This is a genomic window from Veillonella magna (genome assembly GCF_959600285.1).
Lineage (GTDB): Bacteria > Bacillota > Negativicutes > Veillonellales > Veillonellaceae > Veillonella_A > Veillonella_A magna.
In genome coordinates, this window is the sequence record NZ_CAUGKU010000002.1 from 120,381 (window position 1) to 146,032 (window position 25,652).

23 protein-coding genes are annotated in these 25,652 nt (G+C 43.6%); all 23 read left to right on the plus strand.

Translation table 11 applies throughout. The annotated features are described in order from the left end of the window. The first annotated feature begins 3 nt into the window (after positions 1 to 3). The 23 genes from holA (at position 4) to thiL (ending at position 25,634) form a co-directional block, all read left to right on the plus strand. Positions 4 to 993, plus strand: a complete 990-nt coding sequence (holA, locus tag Q5873_RS02100) for a DNA polymerase III subunit delta (RefSeq protein WP_303059075.1) — start codon at positions 4 to 6, stop codon at positions 991 to 993. Continuing rightward, positions 990 to 2,357, plus strand: coding sequence for a VanW family protein (locus Q5873_RS02105; protein WP_303059076.1), 1,368 nt, complete (start codon positions 990 to 992; stop codon positions 2,355 to 2,357). Before holA ends, Q5873_RS02105 begins: the two co-directional genes overlap by 4 nt. A gap of 136 nt (positions 2,358 to 2,493) precedes the next feature. Beyond that, entirely contained in the window at positions 2,494 to 6,153 is a 3,660-nt protein-coding gene (locus tag Q5873_RS02110) for a PolC-type DNA polymerase III (RefSeq protein WP_303059077.1), read from the plus strand. Between the two features lie 120 nt (positions 6,154 to 6,273). After that, positions 6,274 to 7,830, plus strand: coding sequence for a gluconokinase (locus Q5873_RS02115; RefSeq protein WP_288760001.1), 1,557 nt, complete (start codon positions 6,274 to 6,276; stop codon positions 7,828 to 7,830). Positions 7,831 to 7,848: 18 nt separating this feature from the next. After that, on the plus strand, positions 7,849 to 9,168 hold the full coding sequence (locus Q5873_RS02120; RefSeq protein WP_028255881.1) for a gluconate:H+ symporter: 1,320 nt from the start codon (positions 7,849 to 7,851) through the stop codon (positions 9,166 to 9,168). Positions 9,169 to 9,473: 305 nt separating this feature from the next. Beyond that, entirely contained in the window at positions 9,474 to 9,617 is a 144-nt protein-coding gene (locus tag Q5873_RS02125) for a hypothetical protein (RefSeq protein ID WP_156886175.1), read from the plus strand. Between the two features lie 214 nt (positions 9,618 to 9,831). Next, a complete protein-coding gene (rpsB, locus tag Q5873_RS02130) occupies positions 9,832 to 10,602 on the plus strand; it encodes a 30S ribosomal protein S2 (protein WP_028255879.1) in 771 nt (256 codons plus the stop codon). 153 nt (positions 10,603 to 10,755) lie between these two features. Then, a complete protein-coding gene (tsf, locus tag Q5873_RS02135; RefSeq protein ID WP_028255878.1) occupies positions 10,756 to 11,436 on the plus strand; it encodes a translation elongation factor Ts in 681 nt (226 codons plus the stop codon). A 68-nt stretch (positions 11,437 to 11,504) separates the two neighbouring features. Beyond that, on the plus strand, positions 11,505 to 12,233 hold the full coding sequence (pyrH, locus tag Q5873_RS02140; RefSeq protein WP_028255877.1) for a UMP kinase: 729 nt from the start codon (positions 11,505 to 11,507) through the stop codon (positions 12,231 to 12,233). After that, positions 12,233 to 12,793, plus strand: a complete 561-nt coding sequence (gene frr, locus Q5873_RS02145; RefSeq protein ID WP_028255876.1) for a ribosome recycling factor — start codon at positions 12,233 to 12,235, stop codon at positions 12,791 to 12,793. Before pyrH ends, frr begins: the two co-directional genes overlap by 1 nt. Continuing rightward, on the plus strand, positions 12,793 to 13,047 hold the full coding sequence (locus tag Q5873_RS02150) for a hypothetical protein (protein ID WP_288190362.1): 255 nt from the start codon (positions 12,793 to 12,795) through the stop codon (positions 13,045 to 13,047). Before frr ends, Q5873_RS02150 begins: the two co-directional genes overlap by 1 nt. Next, a complete protein-coding gene (locus tag Q5873_RS02155; protein WP_205087128.1) occupies positions 13,025 to 13,798 on the plus strand; it encodes an undecaprenyl pyrophosphate synthase in 774 nt (257 codons plus the stop codon). The genes Q5873_RS02150 and Q5873_RS02155 overlap by 23 nt, the downstream gene beginning before the upstream one ends. Before the next feature lies 1 nt (position 13,799). Further along, positions 13,800 to 14,615 (plus strand): phosphatidate cytidylyltransferase, encoded by an 816-nt coding sequence (locus tag Q5873_RS02160; RefSeq protein ID WP_288190364.1) that lies wholly within the window; start codon positions 13,800 to 13,802, stop codon positions 14,613 to 14,615. A 17-nt stretch (positions 14,616 to 14,632) separates the two neighbouring features. Beyond that, entirely contained in the window at positions 14,633 to 15,778 is a 1,146-nt protein-coding gene (locus Q5873_RS02165) for a 1-deoxy-D-xylulose-5-phosphate reductoisomerase (RefSeq protein WP_303059078.1), read from the plus strand. A gap of 8 nt (positions 15,779 to 15,786) precedes the next feature. Further along, positions 15,787 to 16,803, plus strand: a complete 1,017-nt coding sequence (gene rseP / locus Q5873_RS02170) for an RIP metalloprotease RseP (RefSeq protein ID WP_205087131.1) — start codon at positions 15,787 to 15,789, stop codon at positions 16,801 to 16,803. 17 nt (positions 16,804 to 16,820) lie between these two features. Further along, positions 16,821 to 17,891 carry a flavodoxin-dependent (E)-4-hydroxy-3-methylbut-2-enyl-diphosphate synthase gene (gene ispG, locus Q5873_RS02175; protein ID WP_303059079.1) on the plus strand — a complete coding sequence of 357 codons (1,071 nt, stop codon included), beginning with the start codon at positions 16,821 to 16,823 and terminating at the stop codon, positions 17,889 to 17,891. A gap of 6 nt (positions 17,892 to 17,897) precedes the next feature. Further along, positions 17,898 to 19,619: a proline--tRNA ligase gene (locus Q5873_RS02180; protein ID WP_303059080.1), complete on the plus strand. Its 1,722-nt coding sequence runs from the start codon at positions 17,898 to 17,900 to the stop codon at positions 19,617 to 19,619. Positions 19,620 to 19,762: 143 nt separating this feature from the next. Next, positions 19,763 to 20,125, plus strand: coding sequence for a holo-ACP synthase (acpS, locus tag Q5873_RS02185; RefSeq protein ID WP_205087134.1), 363 nt, complete (start codon positions 19,763 to 19,765; stop codon positions 20,123 to 20,125). A 28-nt stretch (positions 20,126 to 20,153) separates the two neighbouring features. Beyond that, positions 20,154 to 21,665 carry an NAD(P)H-hydrate dehydratase gene (locus tag Q5873_RS02190; protein ID WP_303059081.1) on the plus strand — a complete coding sequence of 504 codons (1,512 nt, stop codon included), beginning with the start codon at positions 20,154 to 20,156 and terminating at the stop codon, positions 21,663 to 21,665. A gap of 8 nt (positions 21,666 to 21,673) precedes the next feature. Then, positions 21,674 to 22,615, plus strand: a complete 942-nt coding sequence (locus tag Q5873_RS02195) for a ComEC/Rec2 family competence protein (protein ID WP_303059082.1) — start codon at positions 21,674 to 21,676, stop codon at positions 22,613 to 22,615. 152 nt (positions 22,616 to 22,767) lie between these two features. Next, entirely contained in the window at positions 22,768 to 23,895 is a 1,128-nt protein-coding gene (locus Q5873_RS02200; protein WP_303059083.1) for an N-acetylmuramoyl-L-alanine amidase family protein, read from the plus strand. Positions 23,896 to 23,900: 5 nt separating this feature from the next. After that, positions 23,901 to 24,473: a GerMN domain-containing protein gene (locus Q5873_RS02205; protein ID WP_303059084.1), complete on the plus strand. Its 573-nt coding sequence runs from the start codon at positions 23,901 to 23,903 to the stop codon at positions 24,471 to 24,473. Between the two features lie 183 nt (positions 24,474 to 24,656). Continuing rightward, the gene (gene thiL, locus Q5873_RS02210) at positions 24,657 to 25,634 is read left to right on the plus strand and encodes a thiamine-phosphate kinase (protein ID WP_303059085.1); all 978 of its coding nucleotides are present in this window, start codon (positions 24,657 to 24,659) and stop codon (positions 25,632 to 25,634) included. The last annotated feature ends 18 nt before the right edge of the window (positions 25,635 to 25,652 follow it).

A 25,652-nucleotide genomic window follows, 5' to 3' on the forward strand; every position in this document is an offset into this window, starting at 1 on the left:
GCGGTGAGCGAAGTTCTCTTAGTGTACGGCGATGAGCCGCAGCGTATGGAAGAGGTAAAAAGTAATTTCCTAACATCATATACCAAACTTAATGTGCGCATGTTTGATAGTGAATCATCGCCGCGATCTATTTGTGAAGCGATGAATGAACAATCTCTTTTTGGCGATGTATCTGTTCTCTACATAGCTAATCCCCCGATTATAAAGAAAACAGCCAAGCAATCTCTCGGTGAATGGCAACAGGTGTACGACGCATTATTGACCTATAACGGTGAGTCGCCAATTTTACTCATGTATCACGAAAGTATAGATAAACGTATTCAAGCCAATAAGGCATTGTTGGCAGCGATTCGTCATGAAGAATGCCATAAGCTAAAAGGACAGGAATTACTCACTTGGGTTACGGTGTATTGCAAAAAAAATGGCTATACCATAACCCGAGACGGTATGCTGTATCTGCAACATGTGCTGGAGCTGTGGCAGGATGTGCCGGTTAGTTTTTTGCGTACCGAGTTTGATCGCTATTTCTTGCAGTTAGGTAAGACAAAGAAAATTACCGAAGACTTTTTAAGGGAAAACAGTAGCGATTACGGAGCAAAGAATATATTTGCCTTCAAGGATGCATTGCTACAAAAAAATGCGGCTGTGTTAATGGAGTTATTTCCTTTTATGCTAAGCTATAAGGAAATAGATAGAGCCCTTTCTTATATTGAAAGCCAGTTGCGATTGCAGTTGATGGTAAGTGAATGTCGGGCCTACGGCATGAGTGAAGCGGAGACGGTAGCGTATATGAAGGATAACGGCTCTACGGTTAAGCCCTATCCGATTAAGCTGGCCTACAGTGCCGCGCGGTCTGTTACTATTCCTGCCTTAGCCGGGTTACTGCGCCAGCTATACGAAATTATACGCTTAGGTCGTATGGGGGAAGGACAGTTGATTCGGGTAAGAGATGCATGTTTAACCTATTGTTTATCGGAAGAGGAGAAGATATGAAACGAAAGATACTGATGGCTTCAGCTGCCTGCGTGGCTGTTATCGGCTTGGCCTTTGCAGCAGTAGTCACGCCCACGGGACGAGCTGTACAAGGAATATATCTGGATTCCAAGGACGTATCACACTATACGCCGGATGAATTGCGCGAGGAAATCGATCGTCAGTTCGAGTCGGGACCAACTACATTGGTTATTATGGATGATACCAATAAAAAGCAGACCGTATCTTTTAAGGATATCGGTATTCGGGCTAACCGCGAAGCCACGGTGGAAGCTATCATGGCATATGGCTATGAGCAGGATTTTTGGACATATGTTACTCATCGTTTTCAGGCATTGCTATCGCCGGTGCGGTATCGTTTGGTGTACGAAATTAACGAACCTACTGGAGAAAGTTTTTTACGTGACTTAGGTAATCGCTTGGATGCGCCGGGTAAGGATGCATTTCTTACCTATGAAGGAGGTAAGGTTATCCATCATAAAGCCGTACCGGGTAAGCGACTGGATATAAAGGCAACCTTGGCAACATTGAAAGAAAAGGCACGGGCCGGTCAGCTAGAAACGCTTCCTTTGGTGATAGATACAAAAGCAAAGCCTAAAATTGGTGACAGTGATATAGCGCCTATTACTACCTTACTTGCTGTGTATACCACGCAGTTTAATCCGGGTGATGAAAATAGAACACATAATATTCAATTGGCCACAGATAAAATAAACGGAGTTCTCCTCGGCCCGGGAAAAACATTTTCCTTTAATGATGTGGTAGGTGAACGCACGGCAGAAGCCGGTTATGACGATGCGCCGGTATTTATGGATGGCAAACTTGTTCCGGGCATCGGCGGAGGTATTTGCCAGGTAAGCTCCACCTTATTTAATACTGCCTTGCTTAGCGGTATGACTATTGATGAACGCACACCGCACTTTGAGCCGGTAGGGTATATACCGGCCGGACGTGATGCAACGGTAGCCTATGGGTACTTGGATTTTGTATTTCATAATCCTTATACGCATCCCGTATATATTCGTGCTGTTACCGAAGGTGATAGTCTGGTGATTTACATGTTCGGCACGGAAGCGGATAAGCCGAAACAGGTGACGGTAGAAACATCGGCAGGCACAGCAATTATGCGTAAAACCATAGAAAAAACGGATGCTACCAAGGATACGGATGAAATTAGGGAAGGGCACAACGGAATGTCTATGATGACGCTGCGCCATATAACGAAAGCCGATGGTTCGATTAAGACAGATCGCTTTGAATCCGTCTATGATCCGGTGGATACTGTTATTATTCGCGGAACAAAGCCAAAAGAGGCGGCAAAACCTAAGGCACAATCGACGAAGCCGGCTACATCCGAGAATTAACGGATAGAGTAGTTGACAGATATGCAGCAATAAGCGGATGTGTAGTAATAAAAAATATATAGTAATAACTATACATTTAGAATAAACAGATGCATGGCATTGAATATACATTAATTGAAAGAAAGGGCTCTAAGCAATGAAATTACGTTATCATGTAGTACCGCGTAAACAGATGAAAGCGTCCTATCTTATTGAGGCTGATAAAAAATCCATTGAGATTCGATTGGCCGAAGCGGGTAAACAATTACAGGCACTTGATGCATTACAAGCAAAATTAGAAAAGTGGTATACCCAAAAAGGTGTATCCTTTGCGCCGGTGCCGTTATCGTCCTCCGATAGCTGTTGCTACTCTTGGGTGGCCGATGAAATTCACGATCACACCATGACGGAATACTATTATGCCGGCGGTTGTGGCGTAGGTGAGTTAATCGAAGAGCTGGAGGAACGACGTAAAGCACAACGAGGCTACGATGAAGAGGATATTCCCGACTTTTCCGATAGCTATGATTATATAGAAGAATATGATGATGCGGACTTTGCTCCTTTTTCCGATGATGATGCAACGATGACATTACTGGATAATACGCCTGTCGAATGCGATTATGTGGAAGCAAAACCCTTGCCGGCGGATAAGCCTGCTTACGGCGGAGCTCGCAAAGGTGGCGGACGTCGAAGACGAGATGTGACAGAGCCGGGGATGCTGTTAGGTCCCAAGATTACGGGAGAACCTGTATCCATTATGAGTATTGATGATGGCGGTCGCGGTCTTGTGTTTGAAGGCGTTCTCAACGGAATTGAAATGCGAGAAACCAAGACGGGAAAGGCAATTATCAGCGGAAATGTAGTGGATACGACCAACAGTATTCGCTTTAAAAAATTTATGGACTCTGCCGAGGAAGGCAATGAGTTAATGAAAGCGTTAAAGGGGGCTAAGCATGTACGCGTACAAGGCGACGTCGATTTCGATGATCGCTTTGAACGAGATTATGTTCTGGATTTACGCAGCGTGCAGGCTGTAGAAAAAAATACTAAGCGTACGGAACAACGTGAGGATTCCCGTGTTGAGCTTCACTTACATACTAAGATGAGTGATAAGGACGCGCTGGTAGTTGTCAAGGAATTGATTTCCACCATAAAAGATTGGGGACATCCGGCGGTGGCGATTACGGATCACGGTGTTGTTCAGGCATTCCCGGAAGCACAAGCCATTGCGGCAGAAAAAGGAGTTAAGATTATTTACGGCGTCGAAGGGTATCTGATTGAAGACGAGGACTCGGATACGCGGTATCATATTATCTTACTAGCCAAGAACATGGTGGGATTACGGAATTTGTATAAACTGGTAACGATTTCACACTTAAATTATTACAAGCGGCGTCCCCGTTTGCCCCGTGCTGTTATTGAAGAGCATCGCGAAGGTTTGATTATCGGATCGGCCTGTGAAGCCGGCGAATTAATGCAAGCCATCGTTCGCGGTGAATCCAAGGAACGGTTGCTAGAAATTGCCGACTTCTACGATTATTTGGAAATCCAGCCATTGTGTAACAATATGTTCTTAGTGCGTCATAATATTGTTCCTGATGAAGCAACCTTGGTGGAAATGAATAAGACCATCGTTGAATTGGGTGAGGCACTGAATAAAAAAGTAGTTGCTACCTGTGATGTGCATTATTTGAATCCGGAAGATAAAATTTATCGTGAAATCATGCTTACAGCCAGTGGCTTTAAGGATGCGAAGGATCAACCGGACCTTCATTTGCGTACCACCGATGAGATGCTCAAGGAGTTTGCCTATTTAGGTGAAGAAAAAGCTTATGAAGTCGTCGTGACCAATTCACGGTATATTAACGATCAAATCGAAGCGATTCGTCCAATTCCGGACGGTACATATTCTCCGAAAATCGAAGGGGCCGAAGAAGAGCTGACGAACATGTGTTACCGCAAGGCGAAACGCATTTATGGTGATCCGTTACCACAGGTAGTGGCGGATCGTTTGGATTATGAGTTGACGCGAATTATCGGACATGGATTCGCGGTGCTGTATTACATTGCGCATAAGTTGGTAAAAAAATCACTGGATGACGGCTATCTGGTTGGATCCCGTGGATCGGTAGGATCTTCCTTTGTAGCGACCATGGCGGATATTACGGAAGTAAACCCGTTGCCTCCGCATTATATTTGTCCAAAATGTAAGCATAGTGAATTTTTCTTAAAAGGTGAGTATGCCGGTGGATTTGACCTGCCACGTAAAAAATGCCCAGAATGCGGTACCGAATTGGAAATGAACGGTCATGATATTCCGTTTGCAATTTTTATGGGTTTTGAAGGCGACAAGGTACCTGATATCGACCTTAACTTCTCCGGTGACTATCAGCCGCGAGCTCATAAATACACGGAAGAACTGTTCGGTCGTGATAATGTATTCCGTGCCGGTACAATCGGTACAATCGCAGATAAGACAGCTATCGGTTATGTTCGCAAATATGCGGAGATTAACGGAATTCAAGTGCGACAAGGTTTCCTCGAGGAACTGGCAAAGGGTTTTACCAAAGTAAAGAATACGACCGGTCAGCATCCGGGCGGTATCATGGTATGTCCTCGTGATATGGATGTGCATCATTTTACGCCGGTGCAGTATCCGGCGAATAAAAGGGAAAGCGGTATTATCACGACCCATTTTGATTATCACTCTATCGAAGGACGCATGACCAAACTGGACATACTGGGCCATGATGATCCGACAATTATTCGTATGTTGGAAGATATTACCGGTATTGACGTACAAACTATTCCGTTCGATGATCCGGAAACATTGAGTCTCTTCTCATCGACCAAGGCGATTGGGTTAACACCGGAACAATTAATGGGTGATAAGGTAGCTACATTAGGGGTGCCGGAATGCGGTACCGGCTTCGTACGGCGCATGCTAGAAGATTCCAAGCCGAAATGCTTCTCTGACTTGGTACGAATTTCTGGATTTTCTCATGGTACCAATGTATGGCTGGATAATGCACAGACCTTAATTAAAGAAGGAACCTGTCAATTGAATGAAGCTATTTCGACACGTGACGATATCATGAACTATTTGATGCATCGGGATATAGCGCCGCTGACGTGTTTCTCCATTATGGAAAACGTACGAAAGGGACGAGGTATTGAAAAGAGAAATAAGCAAGGCGAAGCCATTACGGATTATGAAGACCAAATGCGGAAGGGGCATATTCCCGAATGGTTTATTGAGTCATGCAAAAAGATTTCTTATTTATTCCCACGTGCTCATGCCGTGGCGTATGTTATGATGGCATTCCGCATTGCATGGTTTAAAATCAATTATCCTTTGGCCTTTTATGCATCGTACTTTTCCATTCGTGCCAAAGCGTTTGACGTGCGTATTATGACGCAGGATTTGGCAGGGCAAAAGGCCGAGTTCAATCGCTTGAAAGCATTGGACTATAAGGCAACGCAAAAGGATAAGGATATGATGACAGCTCTCGAAGTATCTATGGAAATGATTCAACGTGGTTTTACGTTTAGTACGGTTGACTTGGAATATTCTAAAGCACGACGCTTTACCATTCGTGACGGTAAGTTGTTGCCACCGTTCCTTGCTATTGACAGTTTAGGGGAAAAGGTAGCCGACGTTATCGTGGAGGAAAGAGAAAAGCGACCGTTTACTTCGATTAAAGATTTACAGCGTCGCTGTAAAATTTCACAATCCATATTGGATACGATGGCTGAGTTAGGGTGCTTCGGTGATTTGCCTGATGATGAACAGATGAGTCTTTTCGCTATGTAATCAGTCATGCTATCTCCGTATTTTAAGAATATATTTTCCTATCGTATAATAACTATATAAATATGAAGACATCCTTACTATTGTAATGTTAAGGATAATCGTTGTAAGGGAGGAATTCCTGTGACAAACCAAGTAAAAGAGCCGGTATGGATCGGCGTAGATGTAGGGACCACTGGTGTACGAGCCATGGCTTATACTTCCACCGGTAAAGCGGTAGCTTCTTCGGAAGCATTTTATCCGTTGGAAACACCGCAATATGATTGGGCGGAACAGAATCCGCAACAAATTTATGATGCGGTAGAAGAAGTAGTGCGCTCCACGGTAGCTGAATTACAGTATAAATTAGTGAGCATTTCCGGTATTGCTCTAAGTACAGTTATGCATAGTTTTATTCCGCTTGACGGAGACTATCAATTATTGGGAAACATGATCACTTGGGCAGATAGCCGAAGTGCGGCTATTGTTCGTCGGATGGAACAGGAAGAGCGGTGCCGAGATTTTTATTTCCGTACCGGCTGCCCGCTTCATGCATGTTATCCACTGGCAAAGTTAGTATGGATGAAGGAAAACAGACCCAACTTATTTGCTCGGATGGCACATATCGGTTCTATCAAAGACTACATGTTCCGGCTGATGACCGGCGAGTGGGTAACGGATAAGTCCGTGGCCAGCAGCAGCGGCCTTTATAATGAATTGGAAGAAGCCTGGGATTGTGATATTTTAGCGTATATCGGTATTGAAGAAACACAGTTGCCTAAGGTTGTATCTACCACATACAGTGCAAAACTCATAAAGGATACGGCGCAACGGCTGGGACTGCCGGAAGGATTACCGGTAGTTATCGGCGCTACGGACGGAGTTTTGGTTAATGTCGGAATCGGAGCGGTATCGCCGGGGCAGTTAAGCTGTACTATCGGAACCAGCGGGGCTATCCGTATGTTGACGGAAAAACCGCGTATGGATAAGGAAGGACGCACTTGGTGCTATAACTTGACGGATGACATGTGGGTAGCCGGCGGTGCCATTAACAACGGAGGTATTATATTACGTTGGATTCGTGACCGAATCATGCATTTACATGGTTCACAAATAGAAAACCTTGATGTGGATCCTTATGATTTGATGACTATGAAGGCTCGCCATGTACCGGCCGGTTCCGGCGGATTGCTGTTGATGCCGTTCTTTACCGGTGAACGGGCACCGTACTGGAATTCTGATTTGCGGGGTGCCTTTATCGGGTTGTCTTTGAATCATAGTCGCTCTTACATGATTCGTGCGACGATGGAAGGCATTTGTTATAGCTTGCTTTGTGTATTACAAGCATTGCGTGATTTTGAAAACGTAGAGTCTATTCGGGTTAGCGGTAGCTTTACAAAATCGGAATTATGGTTACAAATTATGGCGGATATTTTCAATGAAGATATTACGCTTCCCAATAACAGTGAAGGAGCTTCTTTTGGTGCTGCCGTACTCGGTTTTATTTCCGATGGTACCTTAAAGAGCATTCGCGATACGGCTGAGCTTATTCAGCCTCAGGATGTGTATACCCCGAAACAAGCCAATCGGGATGTATATGATACATTGTTCAGTATTTATGAATCCTTGTACACACAGATGAAAGACGATTTAGCCCGTCTCGTGAGGTTCCAGCAGGAACATCCGTTTAGCAGACTATAATCGAAAGGAGTACCCACAATGCCTCTTATAATTTTGGCTTTAGGTATTATTCTCCTGTTCTTCCTCATTGTGAAAGTGAAGATGAACAGTTTCTTGTCTCTTATTTTAGTGTGTATTTTGTTAGCCTTCGGTGAAGGGTTGCCGGTAGATAAAATTTTCCCGACGATTCAAAAAGGATTGGGAGCTACCTTAGGCGGTCTTACCATCGTTGTAGGCTTCGGTGCCATTCTCGGTAAATTGATGGCTGACAGCGGTGGGGCGCAGCGTATTGCCACTACGCTAATCAATATGTTCGGCCGTAAAAATGTAAAATGGGCTGTATGTTTAACCGGTTTTATTGTTGGTATCGCTCTGTTTTACGAAATCGGCTTTGTATTATTGATTCCATTGGTATTTACTATTGCCGTATCGGCAGATATTCCTCTTTTGGAAGTTGGTATTCCGATGGCAGCGGCGTTATCTGTAACTCACGGATTCTTGCCGCCGCATCCGGGACCGACGGCTATATCAGTTATCTTTAATGCTGATATCGGTAAAACTCTTATTTATGGGATTATCATTGCTATTCCGACGGTTATCATTGCAGGTCCGTTACTGTATAACACGGTAAAGGATATTAAGACATCCATTCCCGAAGGGTTACATAATGATAAAGTATTTACCGATGAAGAAATGCCGTCCTTTACCAGCAGTATTCTTACCGCATTAACGCCGGTATTCTTGATGGCTATCAGTGCTATCGGTAAAATGATGCAGCTTCCTAAGGATGCACCGATTACGCATATTCTTAACTTCATCGGTGATCCCAGTGTGGCGTTGACAATTTCTATCGCAGTGGCATTCTATACTTTTGGTTTTGCTCGTGGCAAAACTATGAAGGAAATCATGGAAACGTCGGAAAAGGCTATTTTGACGGTAGCTATGATTCTCTTTATCGTAGGTGCCGGCGGTGCCTTGAAGCAAGTGCTCATCGATAGTGGTGTAGGTACCTATATCGGAAGCTTGGTAATGGGTGCGAATTTGTCACCGCTTACGTTGGCATGGATAATTGCCTCGGTAATTCGTATTGCTGTCGGTTCTGCTACCGTGGCAGCCTTGACAGCTGGTGGTATCGTGGCTCCATTGATTCCATTGACCGGTGTCAGCCCTGAACTGATGGTATTGGCTGTCGGTGCGGGTAGTGTTATCTTCAGTCCTCCGAATGATCCAGGCTTCTGGTTGTTTAAGGAATTCTTTGGTTTGACGGTTAAGCAAACGGTACGTACTTGGTGTGCCGTTGAAACGGCTATTGCTGTATGTGGTTTAATCGGTGTTGAATTGTTAAGTCTTTTTGTATAAGAACATACTCTACTGAACAATGTGAGAGCCTCTTCATTAGAAGAGGCTCTTTTGTGTATTGCTGATATAGCATCTATCAAAAAATATTTTATAGAAGTGATTAAAAAAGTTAATGATAGATGTACGAACTTACAGTTGACAAGAAAAGTTTATATACCTATAATAGTCAAGGTTGAAATAAGAGGATTAATAAATCTAATGAATGACGAGGTATTCATTTCGTAGATTTCGTTGTATTGATGGGACACAGTGATGTTGGTAGTGTCTGCGAAGATGAGATGCCGGTAGGAAAGGGTAGAAGAAACATGAAAACAGTAGCAGCATGGTTAGTAGCAGTAGCATTAGTTGGTGGTTTGTCGTTAGTAGCCGGTCCGGCCGATCACATCGGTTTCACGCAGATAAATTTAAATGGCGCTACGCATCTGCACATTCCCGGTGATGCACGTTAATAATTATAGATAAAATAAAGTCGACCTTGACAATGGGGTTGACTTTTTTGCTATACGAGAGAATTCAGTAATTTTAGTATTGCAAGCTCATTAATCGATATGATATACTACATGAGTATGATAAATTACGCACGTAGACTGATTTCGATTCTGTGTCCGCTTGTCGGATGTGTCGAAAGATGATGCTGCGGAGGAGACAACAGGAGGTGCCAACATGGCAGTAGTATCAATGAAACAATTATTAGAAGCTGGTGTTCACTTCGGTCACCAGACTAGAAGATGGAACCCTAAGATGGCTAAGTACATCTTCACTGAACGTAATGGTATTTATATCATCGACCTTCAGAAAACCGTTAAAAAAGTAGAAGAAGCTTATGACTTCATGCGTGAAGTAGCTCAGTCCGGCGAAATCGTACTTTTCGTAGGTACTAAGAAACAGGCACAGGAATCTATTAAAGAAGAAGCAGAACGTTGCAACATGTTCTATGTAAACGAACGTTGGTTGGGCGGTATGCTTACTAACTACAAAACAATTGAAACTCGCGTAAAACGTTTGAAACAGCTTGAAAAAATGGCTGAAGATGGTACGTTTGAAGTATTGCCGAAGAAAGAAGTTATCGTTCTTCGTCATGAAATGGAAAAATTGGAAAAATACCTCGGCGGTATTAAAGAAATGCCGAAACTCCCGGGTGCATTGTTCGTAATCGATCCGAAGAAAGAACGTATTGCTATCGCTGAAGCTAAGAAGTTAGGTATTCCGGTAGTTGCTACCGTTGATACCAACTGCGATCCGGATGAAATCGACTTCCCGATTCCGGCAAACGACGACGCTATTCGCGCTGTTAAATTGTTGACTTCTAAAATTGCCGACGCTATCTTGGAAGGCCGTCAGGGCGAACAGGTTGACGCTGAGAAAGCATCTGAACAAGCTTTGAACGACATGGTTGACGATTCCCGTGAAATGATTCAGGACGGTCGTTTCTAATTCATTTCTTACAAGGATAAATCGTGGGACTTAAGCTGTTAAAAAAATATAAATTTAATAGCGTTAACGATTGATAAAAAGAGTAATACACTATAAAATTAAGGTAAGGCTCAAAGTCCTTACCTTAATTACTGTATGGGAGGTATATACAACATGGCAATTACTGCTGCATTGGTAAAAGAATTACGTGAACGTACTGGCGCAGGTATGATGGACTGCAAGAAAGCATTGACAGAAACTAACGGTGATCTCGATAAAGCGGTTGACCTTCTTCGCGAAAAAGGCTTGGCTGCTGCTGCTAAAAAGGCAGGTCGTATTGCTGCAGAAGGCGTTGTTACATCTTACATTCATGGTGGCGGACGTATCGGTGTTCTCGTAGAAATCAACTGCGAAACTGACTTCGTTGCTAAAACTGATGATTTCCAGGCTTTGGCTAAGGATATTGCTATGCAGATTGCTGCTTCCAATCCGGCTTACTTGAACCGTGAAGAAGTTCCGGCTGAAGTAATCGAACATGAAAAAGCAGTTCTTTTGGAACAGGCTAAACAGGAAGCGGAAGAAGACGTTAAAAACGGTAGAAAACCGAAACCGGCTGCTGTATTAGAAAAAATGGTTAACGGCCGCATTGAAAAATTCTATAAAGAAAATTGCCTTTTGGAACAGGTTTTCATTAAAGACGGCGACAAGACCATCACTGACGTAATCAATGAAAACATTGCTAAAATCGGTGAAAACATCAACGTACGTCGTTTTGTTCGTTACGGCTTGGGCGAAGGCCTTGAAAAACGTAACGATGACTTCGTTGCCGAAGTTATGGCTTCCGTTGGTAAATAAGTAGTAGAGAAAATAAGAGAACACCGTGCTGTGTTCTCTTATTTTGTAATAAGCAGAGGAGTATAGCAATGAGTGAAAGACATTTTAAACGTATCGTGTTGAAACTGAGCGGAGAAGCGTTGGCCGGTGATCAAGGGTTTGGTATTAATCCGGTTGTAGTAGAAGGCATTGCCAATGAAATTGCAGAAATTGCCAGAACTACCGATTTACAGATTGCCATTGTAGTTGGCGGCGGTAACATTTGGCGCGGTTTGGCCGGTAGTGCAAAAGGCATGGATCGTGCTTCGGCTGACTACATGGGCATGATTGCAACTGTTATGAATGCTTTGGCATTGCAGGATGCCTTGGAAAACGCCGGCGCGGCTACTCGTGTTCAAACGGCTATTGCTATGCAGGAAGTGGCAGAACCGTATATTCGTCGTAAAGCAATTCGTCACTTGGAAAAGGGTCGTATTGTTATTTTCGGTGGTGGTACGGGCAATCCTTACTTCTCCACGGATACAACAGCAGCTCTTCGCGCGGCTGAAATTGAAGCGGATGCTATTTTAATGGCTAAAAAATTTGCTGACGGTGTATATGATTCCGATCCCAGAACTAACCCGGATGCAAAGAAATTTGATGAACTTACATACATGGATGTAATTAGCCGTGAGTTAAAAGTTATGGACTCCACATCTACAACCTTGTGTAAGGATAATAATATCCCTATTGTTGTATTTAGCATGGATATCCCTGGCAATATTACTCGTGCTGCCAAGGGAGAAGCCATCGGTACTATCGTAAGAGGTGAAAACTAATGGAAATCCAAGAATTATTGACACAACAAGAAACTCGTATGGACAAGACAATTGAAGCATTGAAGCAGGAGTTTGCCTCCATTCGTACGGGACGTGCCAGCACATCGTTATTGGACAAAATTACCGTTGATTATTACGGAGCTCCTACACCGGTAAATCAGGTGGCAAATGTATCTGCTCCGGAACCGCGTATGATTTTGATTACACCGTGGGATAAATCTATGATTGGTGCTATCGAAAAAGCAATCTTACAATCTGATTTAGGATTAAATCCCAGCAATGATGGTGCCGTAATTCGCTTGGCTATTCCTCAGCTTACGGAAGAACGTCGTAAGGAGCTTGTTAAGGTGGTTCATAAAAGAGCCGAAGAAGCCAAAGTAGCTATCCGCAATATTCGCCGCGATGCTAATGAGGTGCTGAAAAAAGAAGAAAAGGCTAAGACGATTACGGAAGATGACTCCAAGGACGGTCAGGAAAAAATTCAAAAGTTAACGGACAAAAAAATTAAAGCCGTTGATGATTTGAAGGATAAAAAAGAAAAGGACGTATTGGAAGTTTAATGATTGTGTTAGAGGATATAATCGGCTTGCCATGGCAGCTCGCAGAAGGACTTTTGCGGGCTGCCAATGTCCCTTTTACGGTATCTGTCGGGCAAAATTACAATAAATTTTTTAAGATAGATAGCGATGGCTATTACGTAGCACGCATTACAAACAATGGTACTTCTTATGAAGTATTACTGTTTCATCCCATGATTAACAGTGCGTTTGAGAAGTGTAAAGAGGTGCAATATGCTGAAACGATTATTGGGTAAGAAAAAGGCTGAACGAGTGGCCTCTACTACATTAGATCCAAATAATATACCTCGTCATGTGGCTATTATCATGGATGGCAACGGAAGGTGGGCTAAACGGCGTGGATTGCCACGTACAATGGGACATAGAGCAGGTGCGGAGGTATTAAAGAAAATAGTGCGCGCCGCTGACTCTGTAGGTGTAAAAGCATTAACGGTGTACGGTTTTTCTACGGAAAATTGGAAACGGCCGGCATCAGAAGTATCACTGCTTATGAATTTGATTGGTGAATATTTGACCGGAAATGTACAGGACATGCATGCCAATAACGTACGTATTCGTTTTATCGGGCACATAGAAGGTCTTAATGAACAATTACAGAGAATTATAGCCGATGCAGAAGCATTGACAAAAGATAATACGGGCTTGACGCTGCAGTTAGCCATTAATTACGGTGGCCGTGATGAGTTGGTACGAGCAGCACGCTATTTAGCTGAAAAAGTCGGCGCCGGTGAGATGACAGCAGAAGAAATTACGGAAGAGCGCATGGCACAGTCCTTGTATACACCGGAATTTTCGGATGTTGATTTGCTGATTCGTCCCAGCAACGACTTTAGAATCAGTAATTTCTTGCTTTGGCAATTGGCGTATGCGGAATTTTGGTTTACCGATATATGTTGGCCTGATTTTACGGAGCGTGTATTATTCGATGCGATTCGAGCGTATCAACAACGAGAAAGACGCTTTGGCGGATTGAAAACGGAGGAGTAATATGCTGAAAACCAGGGTAATTACTGCGATTGTAGGAATTTGTATCGCTATTGGAGCTATCACCTACGGCGGGCTTTTATATAATGGTCTGGTAGCATTGCTGACTATCGTCGGTTGGCGTGAATTTTTGGTTATGATGAAACGCCGCAAGATTGAACTCCCTTATGTGTGGGGATATCCGGCTGTTATCATAGTCATGGGATGTTTACTGGCAGGTGCCTATACGACTGCTTTGGCAGCTGTGGTGGTTTTGTATCTGCTGCTCGGTGTGTACTATACATTTTCTGCGCGTAGCAATGAGTTAACGGCGATTGCCTATGGTTGCCTTGGCTTTACATATACGGTATCGGGGATGGCTGCACTGATTCTTTTGCGCGATCATACAGTATATGAAGTATTCCGGCTATCCTTTATACCGACATCTCCGGGTGTATACTATTTATGGCTATTATTGTTATGTACATGGGCCAGCGATACCTTTGCGTATTTTGCGGGACGGCTGTGGGGGAAACGAAAGATTGTTCCTCGTATCAGCCCGAACAAAACACTGGAAGGCTTTATCGGAGGCTTTATCGGATGTATATGTACCGGTTTGCTGTATGCGTTTATTGCCGGTATTGCTGTACATGATGGTATAGCTATAGGAGCATTAGTCGGTGTAACAGCCCCTTTGGGGGATTTGTTTGAATCTAAATTAAAACGCGATAGCGGTGTAAAGGATTCTGGTGTTCTCTTGCCGGGGCATGGCGGCGTATTGGATCGTTTCGACAGCCTCCTTTTTGCAGCACCGCTTACATTAGTATATTTACTTGTATAAGAATAGAAGGAGTCCCTATGAAAGGCATAAGTATTCTTGGGAGTACCGGTTCTATCGGCACGCAAACATTGGATGTTATAAGACAACATCCCGATTTATTCAGGGCAGATGCACTAGTTGCCCATAGTAATATCGATGTATTGGAAGCACAGATTAAGGAGTTTTCCCCAAAAATTGCCGGTGTTGTGGATGAAAAAGCATATGTACAATTAAAGGCTCGTTATCAAGGGGAAACTGTCCTTATCGGCGGTTATGAGGCACTAATGGCCGCAGCTGTCTGTGAAAGTGCCGATATGATAGTAACCGCCGTAGTAGGTGCCGTAGGGATTGAACCGACTATTGCGGCTATTAAAGCAAAAAAGACAATTGGTCTGGCTAATAAGGAAACATTAGTGGCCGGTGGACCTCTGATTACGGCACTTTGCAAGGAATACGGTGTGGAATTACTTCCTATTGATAGCGAACATAGTGCTATTTTTCAATGCTTGGAAGGACAGACACGCGACAATGTGGATTCCTTACTGATAACTGCATCCGGCGGACCGTTACGTTTATGGCCGTCGGAAAAAATCGCTACTGCAACGGCAGCCGATTGCTTGAAGCATCCTACATGGAACATGGGAAGCAAGATAACCATTGATTCGGCCAGCCTGTTTAATAAGGGGTTGGAAGTTATAGAAGCACATTGGTTATTTGGCTTTGATTTTGATCATATTAAGGTAACGGTGCATCCGCAAAGTATCGTTCATTCCATGATTATGATGAAGGACGGTGCTATATTGGCACAATTGGGAAATCCTGATATGCGCGAGCCTATACAATATGCATTGACGTATCCGAAGCGTTATCCGTTAAAAATGGATACCCTACGCTTTGAAGACGCATTGCAATTAGAATTTTTTCCACCGCGGTACGATGATTTTCCGGCATTGCGTCTGGCTTACGAAGTAGGAAAAGCGGGAGGATTTAAACCGGCTATCTTCAATGCTGCTAATGAAACAGCGGTATATGCGTTCCTTGACGGAGCGATTCGTTTTGGTGATATTTATAAAACCGTTGTCGGAGTTCTGGAGCAAGCAGAAAGTGATTCGGAGTTTACATTGGAAAATCTATTGGCCGTTGATGGCTGGGCACGTCGTAAAGCACGAGAATTAATGATATAGGAGAGTATATGATAACTATATTGGCATCAATTTTCGTTTTCGGCATCATTGTATTTATTCACGAGTTAGGACATTTTATAGCGGCAAAGCTTTGCCGAATGCGCGTAGATGAGTTTGCTATCGGATTTGGTCCGGCATTATATAAACAGCAAAAGGGAGAGACACTCTATTCTATTCGAATGATTCCTTTGGGCGGATATAATAAAATCGCCGGCATGGATCCGTCGGAACCCATCGATGAACGATCGTTTTTGTCAAAACCGGTGTGGCAACGCTTTATCGTGATTGCCGCAGGTGCTACTTTTAATTTTTTACTCGCCATTGTCATCTTCTTTGGCGTATTTGCTACCGTTGGTTCCATGCAACCTTCCAACGAACCGATTATTGGAAGAATTGTCAATGGATCTCCGGCAGAAGCGGCACATTTTGAAATTAACGATCGTATTACAAGTATTGACGGTAAACCCGTTGCCGTTTGGGGTGATATTACAAAAAATCTGGAAGGTACTGCGGGAAGAGTGATTCCCATCGTAGTGGAACGAAACGGTGAAATACAGGAAAAAGCAGTTATTCCGATGAAGGCCGAAACGGGTGTTTCTGTTATAGGTATTAATCCGACTAGTATTAGTCAGTCCTATTCTATAGGTGAGGCAGCAGTTCAATCTGTTGTAGTTACGCGGGATATTTTGCGGGATATGCTAACCGGTTTATGGACAATGATAACCGGCAAGACAGCAGCAGAAGTATCTGGGCCCATAGGGGTGGCTCAGATGGCGGGGCAAATTGCTCAAGCCGGCTTCGTTTATTTGTTGCAATTTACCGCTATACTTAGTCTAAATTTAGGTGTTATCAATCTACTGCCGATTCCGGTGTTGGATGGTGGGCACTTAATTATGTTACTGATTGAAGGAATAACAAGACGTCGTATGCCACCGCGTGTGTTGCAATATATTCAAATGGCAGGTCTTACCATTTTATTATTGATTTTCATATATGCAACAACCCATGACATAAGTCGCCTTTAATGATATAGGAGAAACTGATGATTACAAGAAAACCAACACGTGGTATCCAGGTGGGAACTGTAAAAATCGGTAATGGCGCACCGATTAGTGTACAATCTATGATAACCACCAATCCTGTTAAATCCGAACAGGCTATTGCCGAAATCAACCGTTTGGCTGAGGCAGGCTGTGAATTGGTGCGCGTTGCCGTGCCGACGATGGAAGCTGCTAAAGCGCTGAAAGCAGTTAAGGCCGGTGCTCATATACCGGTCATTGCCGATATTCATTTTGATTATCGCCTAGCGTTGGAAGCAATCGAAAGCGGCGTTGACGGTTTACGTATCAATCCGGGGAATATCGGTGGCGAAGCAAATGTGCTGGCCGTCATTGAAAAAGCCAAGCCAAAACATATTCCTATTCGTATCGGTGTTAATGCCGGATCTTTGCCGGCACATATTTTAAAAGAGTATGGCGGACATCCTTGTGCCGATGGTATGGTAGAAGCAGCTTTGGAACATGTTCGGATTTTGGAACGCTTGGATTATAGAGAAATGAAGCTTTCCATTAAGGCTACTGATGTACCGCTTATGATTGAGGCGTATCGTAAATTATCAGACAAAGTGGATTATCCGCTTCATTTAGGTGTTACCGAAGCAGGAACGGTTACACAAGGAACAATTAAGTCGGCCATTGGGATTGGATCGTTATTAGCCGATGGAATCGGTGATACCTTACGCGTATCATTAACCGGTGATCCGATTCATGAAGTAGAAGTAGGAAAAACAATTTTGAGCTCTTTAGGACTGAGAAACTACGGAGCTACTATGATTTCCTGTCCTACCTGTGGCCGTTGCCAAGTAAATTTATTTGACATGGCTGAAATTGTCGAAGAACGATTAAAATCTATCAAAACACCGATTCGCGTTGCCGTTATGGGTTGTGTAGTAAATGGTCCGGGAGAAGCCAGAGAAGCTGATTTTGGGATTGCCGGTGGTGACGGTAAGGGAATCGTGTTCTGTAAAGGTGAAATTATAAAGACTGTTCCGGAAGCGGAATTAGTTAATGCATTGTTTGAAGAAATAGATGCATATTTAGCAAAGGAGTCGTAATTAAAGATGTTAGCTAGTAAGTTGTATGCCCCGACGTTGCGCGAAACGCCGGCCGATACAGATGTTATCAGTCAACAATATATGTTGCGTGCCGGTTTTATCCGCAAGATGGCCAATGGCCTGTATACGTACTTGCCTTTGGCATGGAAAAGCATTCGCAAAATTGAAGCTATTGTGCGAGAAGAAATGGAACGTGCCGGTTCTCAGGAAATCATGATGCCTATAGTTCAGCCGGCGGAAATTTGGCAGGAATCGGGTCGTTGGAAAGTATATGGCGCGGAAATGATTCGCCTTAAGGATCGTCATGACCGTGAATATTGCTTGGGACCAACTCACGAAGAAATGATTACGACTTTAGTGCGTAATGAAGTTAATTCGTATCGTCAACTTCCATTGAATCTGTTTCAGATGCAAAGTAAGTATCGCGATGAACGTCGCCCTCGCTACGGTTTGATGCGCAGTCGTGAATTTATTATGAAAGATGCGTATTCCTTTGATATGGATGAAGAAGGATTGGATGCATCGTATAAAGCTATGTACGATGCATATGTTCGCGTGTTTACACGATGCGGTTTATACTTTAAGCCGGTAGAGGCAGACTCCGGTGCTATCGGTGGAAGTAACAGTCATGAATTCATGGCTTTAGCCGATGCCGGTGAAGCTGATGTGATTCATTGCAAAAATTGTGACTATGCGGCCAACATTGAAATTGGTAAACCGGCGGTGCTGAAAGCAGCTGTGGCCGAACCGGAAGGCAAATTGACGCTCGTAGATACACCGGATGCAAAAACGATCGATGCTGTAGCCACTATGCTTGATTTGCCGTTGGAACGAACCATCAAGGCAGTTGTATACAATGTAGATGGGACAGTCGTACTTGCTATTGTTCGCGGTGATCACGAAGTGAATGAAATTGCATTGCAGCATGCTATGGAATCTACGGTAGAACCGGAAATGGCTTCGGATGAAGATTTAAAACGTGTAGGCTTAACAGCAGGCTTTATCAGTCCGGTAGGGTTGCATCAGACAGATGATTTTGCTATCGTTGTCGATGAAACGGTTATGGAAATGTACAATGTATGCGGCGGTGCCAATAAGCGTGATGCCCATTACATTAATATTAATCCGAAACGTGATTTTGATACAAAGGATATGCGTATCGCGCCGATTCGATTGATTACGAAGGACGATCGTTGTCCTTATTGCGGTGGAGAGTTGGAATTAGCTAAGGGCATTGAAGTCGGTCAAGTATTTAAATTGGGGACTAAGTACAGCGAAGCATTACATGCCACTTTCTTAAATCAGTCCGGTCGTCCGTCTCCGTTGGTAATGGGGTGCTATGGTATCGGGGTATCGAGAACATTGGCAGCAGCTATCGAACAATCCCACGATGAAAACGGAATTATCTGGCCGCGCGCCATCGCACCTTTTGAAGCTGTGGTAGTACCAATTAATGCTAAAGATGAACAGTTAATGTCTATGGCAACTACGGTTTACGACGCATTGCGTAAGGCCGGTGTCGACGTATTATTAGATGATCGTAAAGAACGCGCCGGTGTCAAATTTAAAGATGCTGATCTTATCGGTTATCCGATTCGATTGACAATCAGCAAAACTACGGCGGAAACAAATGAAGTGGAAGTGCGCATCCGTAAAGACGGGGAAAGCTTCACCTGCAAATTAGAAGATGTAGCCGACGTGGTATGTGATCGATTACAAGCATTATAAATGTTTGCTTCGTAAATTTTTAAAAGTATATAGCAAAAGCAGTCTTTCCTGTAGGGTAAGACTGCTTTTTATATAAAATGACTTGAATTGCGAATATTTGTTTGCTATGATGATACAAGATGACAAAGGGAGGTTACAGGAATATGCATATAGGAATTGACATCATTGAAATAGAGAGAATTGCTAACGCTGTGAAGCGTCCTTCTTTTGTTCATCGCGTTTTTACGGAACGTGAGCAAGCCTATTGCAAGGGACGAGGAAAGCAACAATACGCATCCATGGCCGGAATTTACGCGGCTAAGGAGGCATTTCTTAAAGCATTGGGCACGGGCTTGCGATATGGTTCGTGGCAAGATATCTGCGTGATTCACGATGAGTGGGGCGCACCGCAATTGGAGTGCAGCGGTGTGTTCGGACAGATGGTTGAAGAGAGGAATATAACAAAGATACGTCTTTCCATTAGTCACTGTCATGCATATGCAGTGGCCAATGTAGTTATGATGTGAGTCGTTTATATGAAAGGAGATATATTTTATGCGTGTATGGAGTAAAAGCGAGGCGCAATATGTAGATCATTGTATTCAAGAAGATTTAGGAATGCCTTTGGGGTATGCTATGGAAAATGCCGGTCATGGGGTGGCCGATGTTATTTCTGAAGCAGATGTACAGAGTATCTTCATTATTTGCGGTACAGGGAATAATGGCGGCGATGGTATGGTAGCAGCGCGTCATTTAAAAGCACTCGGCAAAGAAGTATTTGTCTATGTCATTGGGGATATAGACAAAGGTACAAGCCTTTGTCAGGAACAATTTGCTATCTGCCAGAAATTGGGGTTGATTACCGACTCGTTAGATATGTTACCTACCTGTGATTGTATAGTTGATGCTATTGCCGGTACCGGTGTAGTAGGTGATTTGCGAGATGACCTACGCCAGGAATTAGATGTGATACAAACACATATTCAGAAAATGACGTATGAACCGTTGGTAGTAGCTATTGATGTACCTACAGGCCTCGTAGCAGATACAGGAGCTGTGGATCCAGCAACACTACCAGCGGATGTGACGGTAACATTGGGAGCTGTAAAACAAGGCATGTTGCTGTATCCGGGACGCAGTTATTGCGGGACGATTGTAGAAAAGGGATTAGGTGTATCTTGGGATACATTTATTGAACCGAGTCGAACCGTGTATGTTACACCTGAATTTGCTAAAAAGTTGTTACCACAACGAGCAGCTACGGCGCATAAAGGTAGTAATGGACACGTTGTTATATTAGGCGGCTCCGAAGGGATGTATGGCGCTCCCGTAATGGCAGCCGAAGCAGCGGTATATAGCGGCGCCGGTAAGGTGACATTGGCAGTACCCACATCCTGCTTGGATATCGTTACACAAAAAGTTATGCCTGAAGTGATGACAGGATCATTTGGAAATATGTTGCACGTGCGTATGCATACCGTCGATAAAGATGCAGTCGCTATTGGTCCGGGCTTAGGGAGAAATCAAGAAGCAAAAGAGATGGTACGTAATTTTGTAAGTACCTTTGAAGGTCCTTTGGTAATTGATGCCGATGGCTTATTTGCATTGGGACGCATGGAAACAATGGGAACTACTTTTATTGATCGTGAACGCCCAGCAGTACTTACACCGCATCCCGGCGAGTTTGCAGCCCTAACGGGAATGACCATTGCGGATATTGAAGCCTCTCGCGTAGAAGTGGCCAGAGAATTTGCTACAAAACACAATGTAGTTTTAGTCCTAAAAGGCGCACCGACGGTTGTTGCTTTACCCGGTGGTCACGTATATATCAACGGCAGTGGCAACGAAGGCATGGGCACAGGCGGTATGGGCGATGTACTGACAGGAATTATTTCAGCTTTGATTGGACAAGGTCTTCCCGAAAGCCGAGCTGCTGTTTTAGGTGTTTTCCTCCACGGTAATGCAGCTGACCGTTTGCATGAGGTAAAACCCTTTGGCTTTACGCCTAGTGAAGTGGCCCGTGAAATTGGTACTTCCATACAAGCGCTGATGACTGAAGAAGAGTGAGGCGCAGTATGAAAACAATTAAATATTATTTAGCTCTTCTTTGCATAATGATAGCCGTTGTATTTTCCTTGGCAGGGTGTAGCTCAAGCGTAGCTTCTACATCAATCAGTAACGGGAGTTCGCATACTGCTACTACATGGCATGGTGAATCACTCGATGTGTATACATTAGACATTGGGCAAGGAGATGCGCATTTAATAAAAATCGGTGATGAATATACATTGATTGATACCGGCGACGTGGACCATCGTGAAGCCATTGTCAAGCAATTGAAATCGCTTCATGTCAATCGGTTGAAAAATGTGATTATCACACATCCTCATGCCGATCATCTTGGTGGCTTTTATGCTATTGCCAAAGCGATTCCCATTGAAAATGTATACGATAATGGCTTTGAAGCTAAGAGTACGGTATATAAGACATACCGAAAAGAGTTAAATAAAATGGGAATTACACCTAAAGCTTTGCGGAAGGGTGATATTGTTACCCTTGGCGATGGTGCTGTATTTGAAGTATACGCTCCATGGGATACGGAACTTACGGATAAAAAGGGCAAAGCCGATCTCAATAATAATTCTATTGTAGGTAAACTGGTGGCCGGCAAGTTCTCTATGCTATTTACGGGCGATGCGGAAAAGGAAGAGGAAGCACGTCTTATTAAGGAAGAAAACACCAAGCTTTCCAGTCGTGTCTTAAAGGTGGGACACCACGGCAGCAAAACATCTTCATCGAAGGATTTTATTCGTTCCGTTCGTCCGGAAATTGCGGTTATTTCTTGTGGATTACACAATGATTACGGTCATCCTCATAAAGAAAGCCTACAACGATTGCTAAATGATGGGAAGGCGGTTTCACCAACAAAATCCATCACTATATATCGTACGGATACGATGGGACAAATTCATATTCATACGAACGGTGATAGCTGGTCGGTTACGACAGAACGATAATATATATTTGAAATATATATGGTACGTAGATAAATGACGAGAGTCATCGCAGTAGCGGTGGCTCTCGTTGTTTTGTAATCAACAGGTAAGTGTGGTATAATACAGTAGTTAAGCATCGAGAGTGACTGTTACTTTGATAGGAGTGATTAAATTTGCGTAAAGTTTGGTTAGCCTTGGCTACCGTAGTTATGTGCTTACCTATGTTGATGACTACAGTAGCGGCCCGGACAGAGGTAACGGATGTGCATTGGGTAACACGCATAGATGCCCCGATACCTTTCGTACGCGTTGTGTTGAGCCTGTCGAGCCCAACCGATGCTACAGCCACGATTGATAAATCGGGACTGAATACAACAATTGTATTAAAGAATGCGGAAATTAAAGGCGCCCCTTCACAGGTAAAAATGGATAAATCCATTGCTTCATCGGTAAGCTTGGCCGAGAAGGGCAAAAATGTTAATGTGAATATCAAGACACCGACATCCATAGATGAAAATGACGTTAAAGTATTTTCTTTAACAAAAGATACCGTGAATAATAAACCGTATCGTATGGTTATTGATATTCAAAAGAAAGGCGTAGCACCGACCGATATGTATTACGGCAGTGATAAATGGCGTGCAGCTAAAGCAACCAGAGAGGCAAAGAAGAAACCGGTTGCCCCTCAGGCGACTACCAATACAGTGAAATATCGTACCAGCGGTGGTATTGCCGGTAAAATTATTACCATTGACCCCGGTCACGGCGGTAGTGATCCGGGTGCAATCGGACCTACCGGCGTACAAGAAAAAGATGTAACCTTACCGATTGCGAAAGCTCTTAAAAAAGCATTGGAAGCAAAAGGGGCTAAAGTATTTATGACCCGCACTACCGATGTAGATGTGTACGCACCGAATGCTAGCGGTCCTGATGAATTACAAGCCCGTGTCAATGTGGGTAACTATAATTCGTCCGATTTATTCGTAAGTGTTCATATCAATTCTTTTACAAATCCAAATGTTGGCGGTATTGCTACTTATTATTACGATAAGACGCCATATGATACAAAACTGGCTTCCCGTATACAATCGCAAATTGCTGGGGAAAGCGGATTCGGCGGTGACCGAGGGATTCAACCGGGTAACCTGTATGTATTGCGACACTCTGCAATGCCGGCTGTATTAGTTGAATTAGGCTTTATATCCAATCCTTCGGAAGAAGCCTTGCTAAAGACGGAAAAAACACAGGAAAACTTTGCCGATGAAATTGCGGCAGGTATTGAAAATTATTTTAGGGGGTAACGACTATGACAAAGCACCTAAGGAATTTCCTCATGGCGGCCTTGGTCGTTATCATGACTATTGCAGCCGGTTGCAGTGGCGAAACGGCTAACAGCACAGCTGTAACTAAGGATAGCGGTGCAAAGGCAACCATGTCTGCTGAAGCTACGACACAAGAAGCAGCCAACGATCCGATGAGTAAAATGGTAGTATACGTGCCGACCGATGACGGACGCGGTGTACGACCACAATCTGTTACCTTGGACAGTAATAAGAAGACAGTGAAATATGCATTGTCTGTGATTTTTGAAGAAGATGCTCGTCAAAAATATCCTGTTTTTGCTAAAGGCACAGCTGTAAAAGGTGTGACTGTTAAAGATGGTATTGCCACGGTAGACATGAACAAGGCCTTTGTGGCAAACGATAACGGCGGCGAGCTTACCGCACAATTACGTTTGGCGGCGATTGTAAACACAGTAACGGAATTCAAAGATGTAAAAGGTGTGTTGTTCCGAATTGATGGAAAGCCGCTAACATCTTTCGGCGCTTATGATTTGAGTGATCCGTTGAGTCGAATGGATAATTTAATTGTAAAATAATGGCTTAGACATGCATATCTGGGTCAAGCAAATCCCGTATCCACGTATGATACGGGATTTTGTTTCATCAACTGGTAAATTTTGATATAATGCTAGGATAGAAGTGGAGTAGAACAGAACCATCATAGAAGTATATGAGGAATACGTCCCGATAAGAAGATGGATGATGTGGAGGAGTAAGCTATGCAGATGCGTGAAATGGGTGAATTTAATTTTATAAAATCTGTAGCAGATGATACTATATACGATATGAGCACTGTAATATGTGGTATTGGAGATGACTGTGCCGTATATAAAGCCAAAAAAGGATATCATCAATTAGTCAGTACGGATATGATGGTGGAAGGCATACATTTTTCATCGAAGACGACGGCTCCTTTTGATATAGGCTACCGTTTAGGTGCGGCAAATATTAGTGATATAGCAGCTATGGGTGGTGTGCCGCGTCAGGTCGTTATCGCTGTGGCTGCTCCACCTGACGGTAATTCTCAACGATTGCAAGAAATATATGAAGGCTTGAAATCTATTTGTAAAACACATCACGTCAATATTATAGGCGGCGATACGGTACGCACCGATGGACCGTTGACAGTATCGTTGACAATTATCGGTGAAGTGCCGGAAGAAACAGAGCTATACCGCAGTGGGGCACAAGTAGGTGATGTAGTTGGCATTACCAATACCATTGGTGATTCAGCAGTTGGTTTGGAGGCACTACTTGATAATGCACGTGGCTATTCACATTGTAAACGAGTACACCAACGCCCGGAACCTCAAGTATATTTAGGAAATGTGCTTCGCAGTTTGGGAGCGCACGCAATGAATGATATCAGCGATGGCTTGGGGAGTGAGTTAAACGAAATAGCCCATGCATCGGGCGTTGCCATTGAAATCGATGAAACCGCTATGCGTTTTCATCCGGAAGTTATACAATGGGCAAAGAAAAAAGAAATTTCTCCTTGGTCATTCGCGTTGTATGGAGGTGAGGACTTTCAACTTGTCTTTACCATTCCGGAGGATATAGTCAACGAAGTTTCTGCGTTGGAAGGAATTCAACTGATTGGACATGTGGTTTCCGGTGCCTCCGGGGTTTGCCTACGAACCGCACAAGGTGAAAAGAAGATCATTCCGGCACAGGGATATAATCATTTTTCAAAGTGATTGGGATTGATTAGGCTA

Bases quoted from the DNA above. Each gene is read 5' to 3' on its own strand.
- Q5873_RS02190 (WP_303059081.1), top strand. From the start codon at position 20,154: ATGCGTGTATGGAGTAAAAGCGAGGCGCAATATGTAGATCATTGTATT.
- Q5873_RS02165 (WP_303059078.1), top strand. From the start codon at position 14,633: ATGAAAGGCATAAGTATTCTTGGGAGTACCGGTTCTATCGGCACGCAA.
- ispG (WP_303059079.1), top strand. From the start codon at position 16,821: ATGATTACAAGAAAACCAACACGTGGTATCCAGGTGGGAACTGTAAAA.
- tsf (WP_028255878.1), top strand. From the start codon at position 10,756: ATGGCAATTACTGCTGCATTGGTAAAAGAATTACGTGAACGTACTGGC.
- Q5873_RS02105 (WP_303059076.1), top strand. From the start codon at position 990: ATGAAACGAAAGATACTGATGGCTTCAGCTGCCTGCGTGGCTGTTATC.
- frr (WP_028255876.1), top strand. From the start codon at position 12,233: ATGGAAATCCAAGAATTATTGACACAACAAGAAACTCGTATGGACAAG.
- thiL (WP_303059085.1), top strand. From the start codon at position 24,657: ATGCAGATGCGTGAAATGGGTGAATTTAATTTTATAAAATCTGTAGCA.
- Q5873_RS02110 (WP_303059077.1), top strand. From the start codon at position 2,494: ATGAAATTACGTTATCATGTAGTACCGCGTAAACAGATGAAAGCGTCC.
- rpsB (WP_028255879.1), top strand. From the start codon at position 9,832: ATGGCAGTAGTATCAATGAAACAATTATTAGAAGCTGGTGTTCACTTC.
- Q5873_RS02160 (WP_288190364.1), top strand. From the start codon at position 13,800: ATGCTGAAAACCAGGGTAATTACTGCGATTGTAGGAATTTGTATCGCT.
- Q5873_RS02180 (WP_303059080.1), top strand. From the start codon at position 17,898: ATGTTAGCTAGTAAGTTGTATGCCCCGACGTTGCGCGAAACGCCGGCC.
- pyrH (WP_028255877.1), top strand. From the start codon at position 11,505: ATGAGTGAAAGACATTTTAAACGTATCGTGTTGAAACTGAGCGGAGAA.
- Q5873_RS02150 (WP_288190362.1), top strand. From the start codon at position 12,793: ATGATTGTGTTAGAGGATATAATCGGCTTGCCATGGCAGCTCGCAGAA.
- Q5873_RS02155 (WP_205087128.1), top strand. From the start codon at position 13,025: ATGCTGAAACGATTATTGGGTAAGAAAAAGGCTGAACGAGTGGCCTCT.
- rseP (WP_205087131.1), top strand. From the start codon at position 15,787: ATGATAACTATATTGGCATCAATTTTCGTTTTCGGCATCATTGTATTT.
- Q5873_RS02205 (WP_303059084.1), top strand. From the start codon at position 23,901: ATGACAAAGCACCTAAGGAATTTCCTCATGGCGGCCTTGGTCGTTATC.
- acpS (WP_205087134.1), top strand. From the start codon at position 19,763: ATGCATATAGGAATTGACATCATTGAAATAGAGAGAATTGCTAACGCT.
- Q5873_RS02125 (WP_156886175.1), top strand. From the start codon at position 9,474: ATGAAAACAGTAGCAGCATGGTTAGTAGCAGTAGCATTAGTTGGTGGT.
- Q5873_RS02195 (WP_303059082.1), top strand. From the start codon at position 21,674: ATGAAAACAATTAAATATTATTTAGCTCTTCTTTGCATAATGATAGCC.
- Q5873_RS02120 (WP_028255881.1), top strand. From the start codon at position 7,849: ATGCCTCTTATAATTTTGGCTTTAGGTATTATTCTCCTGTTCTTCCTC.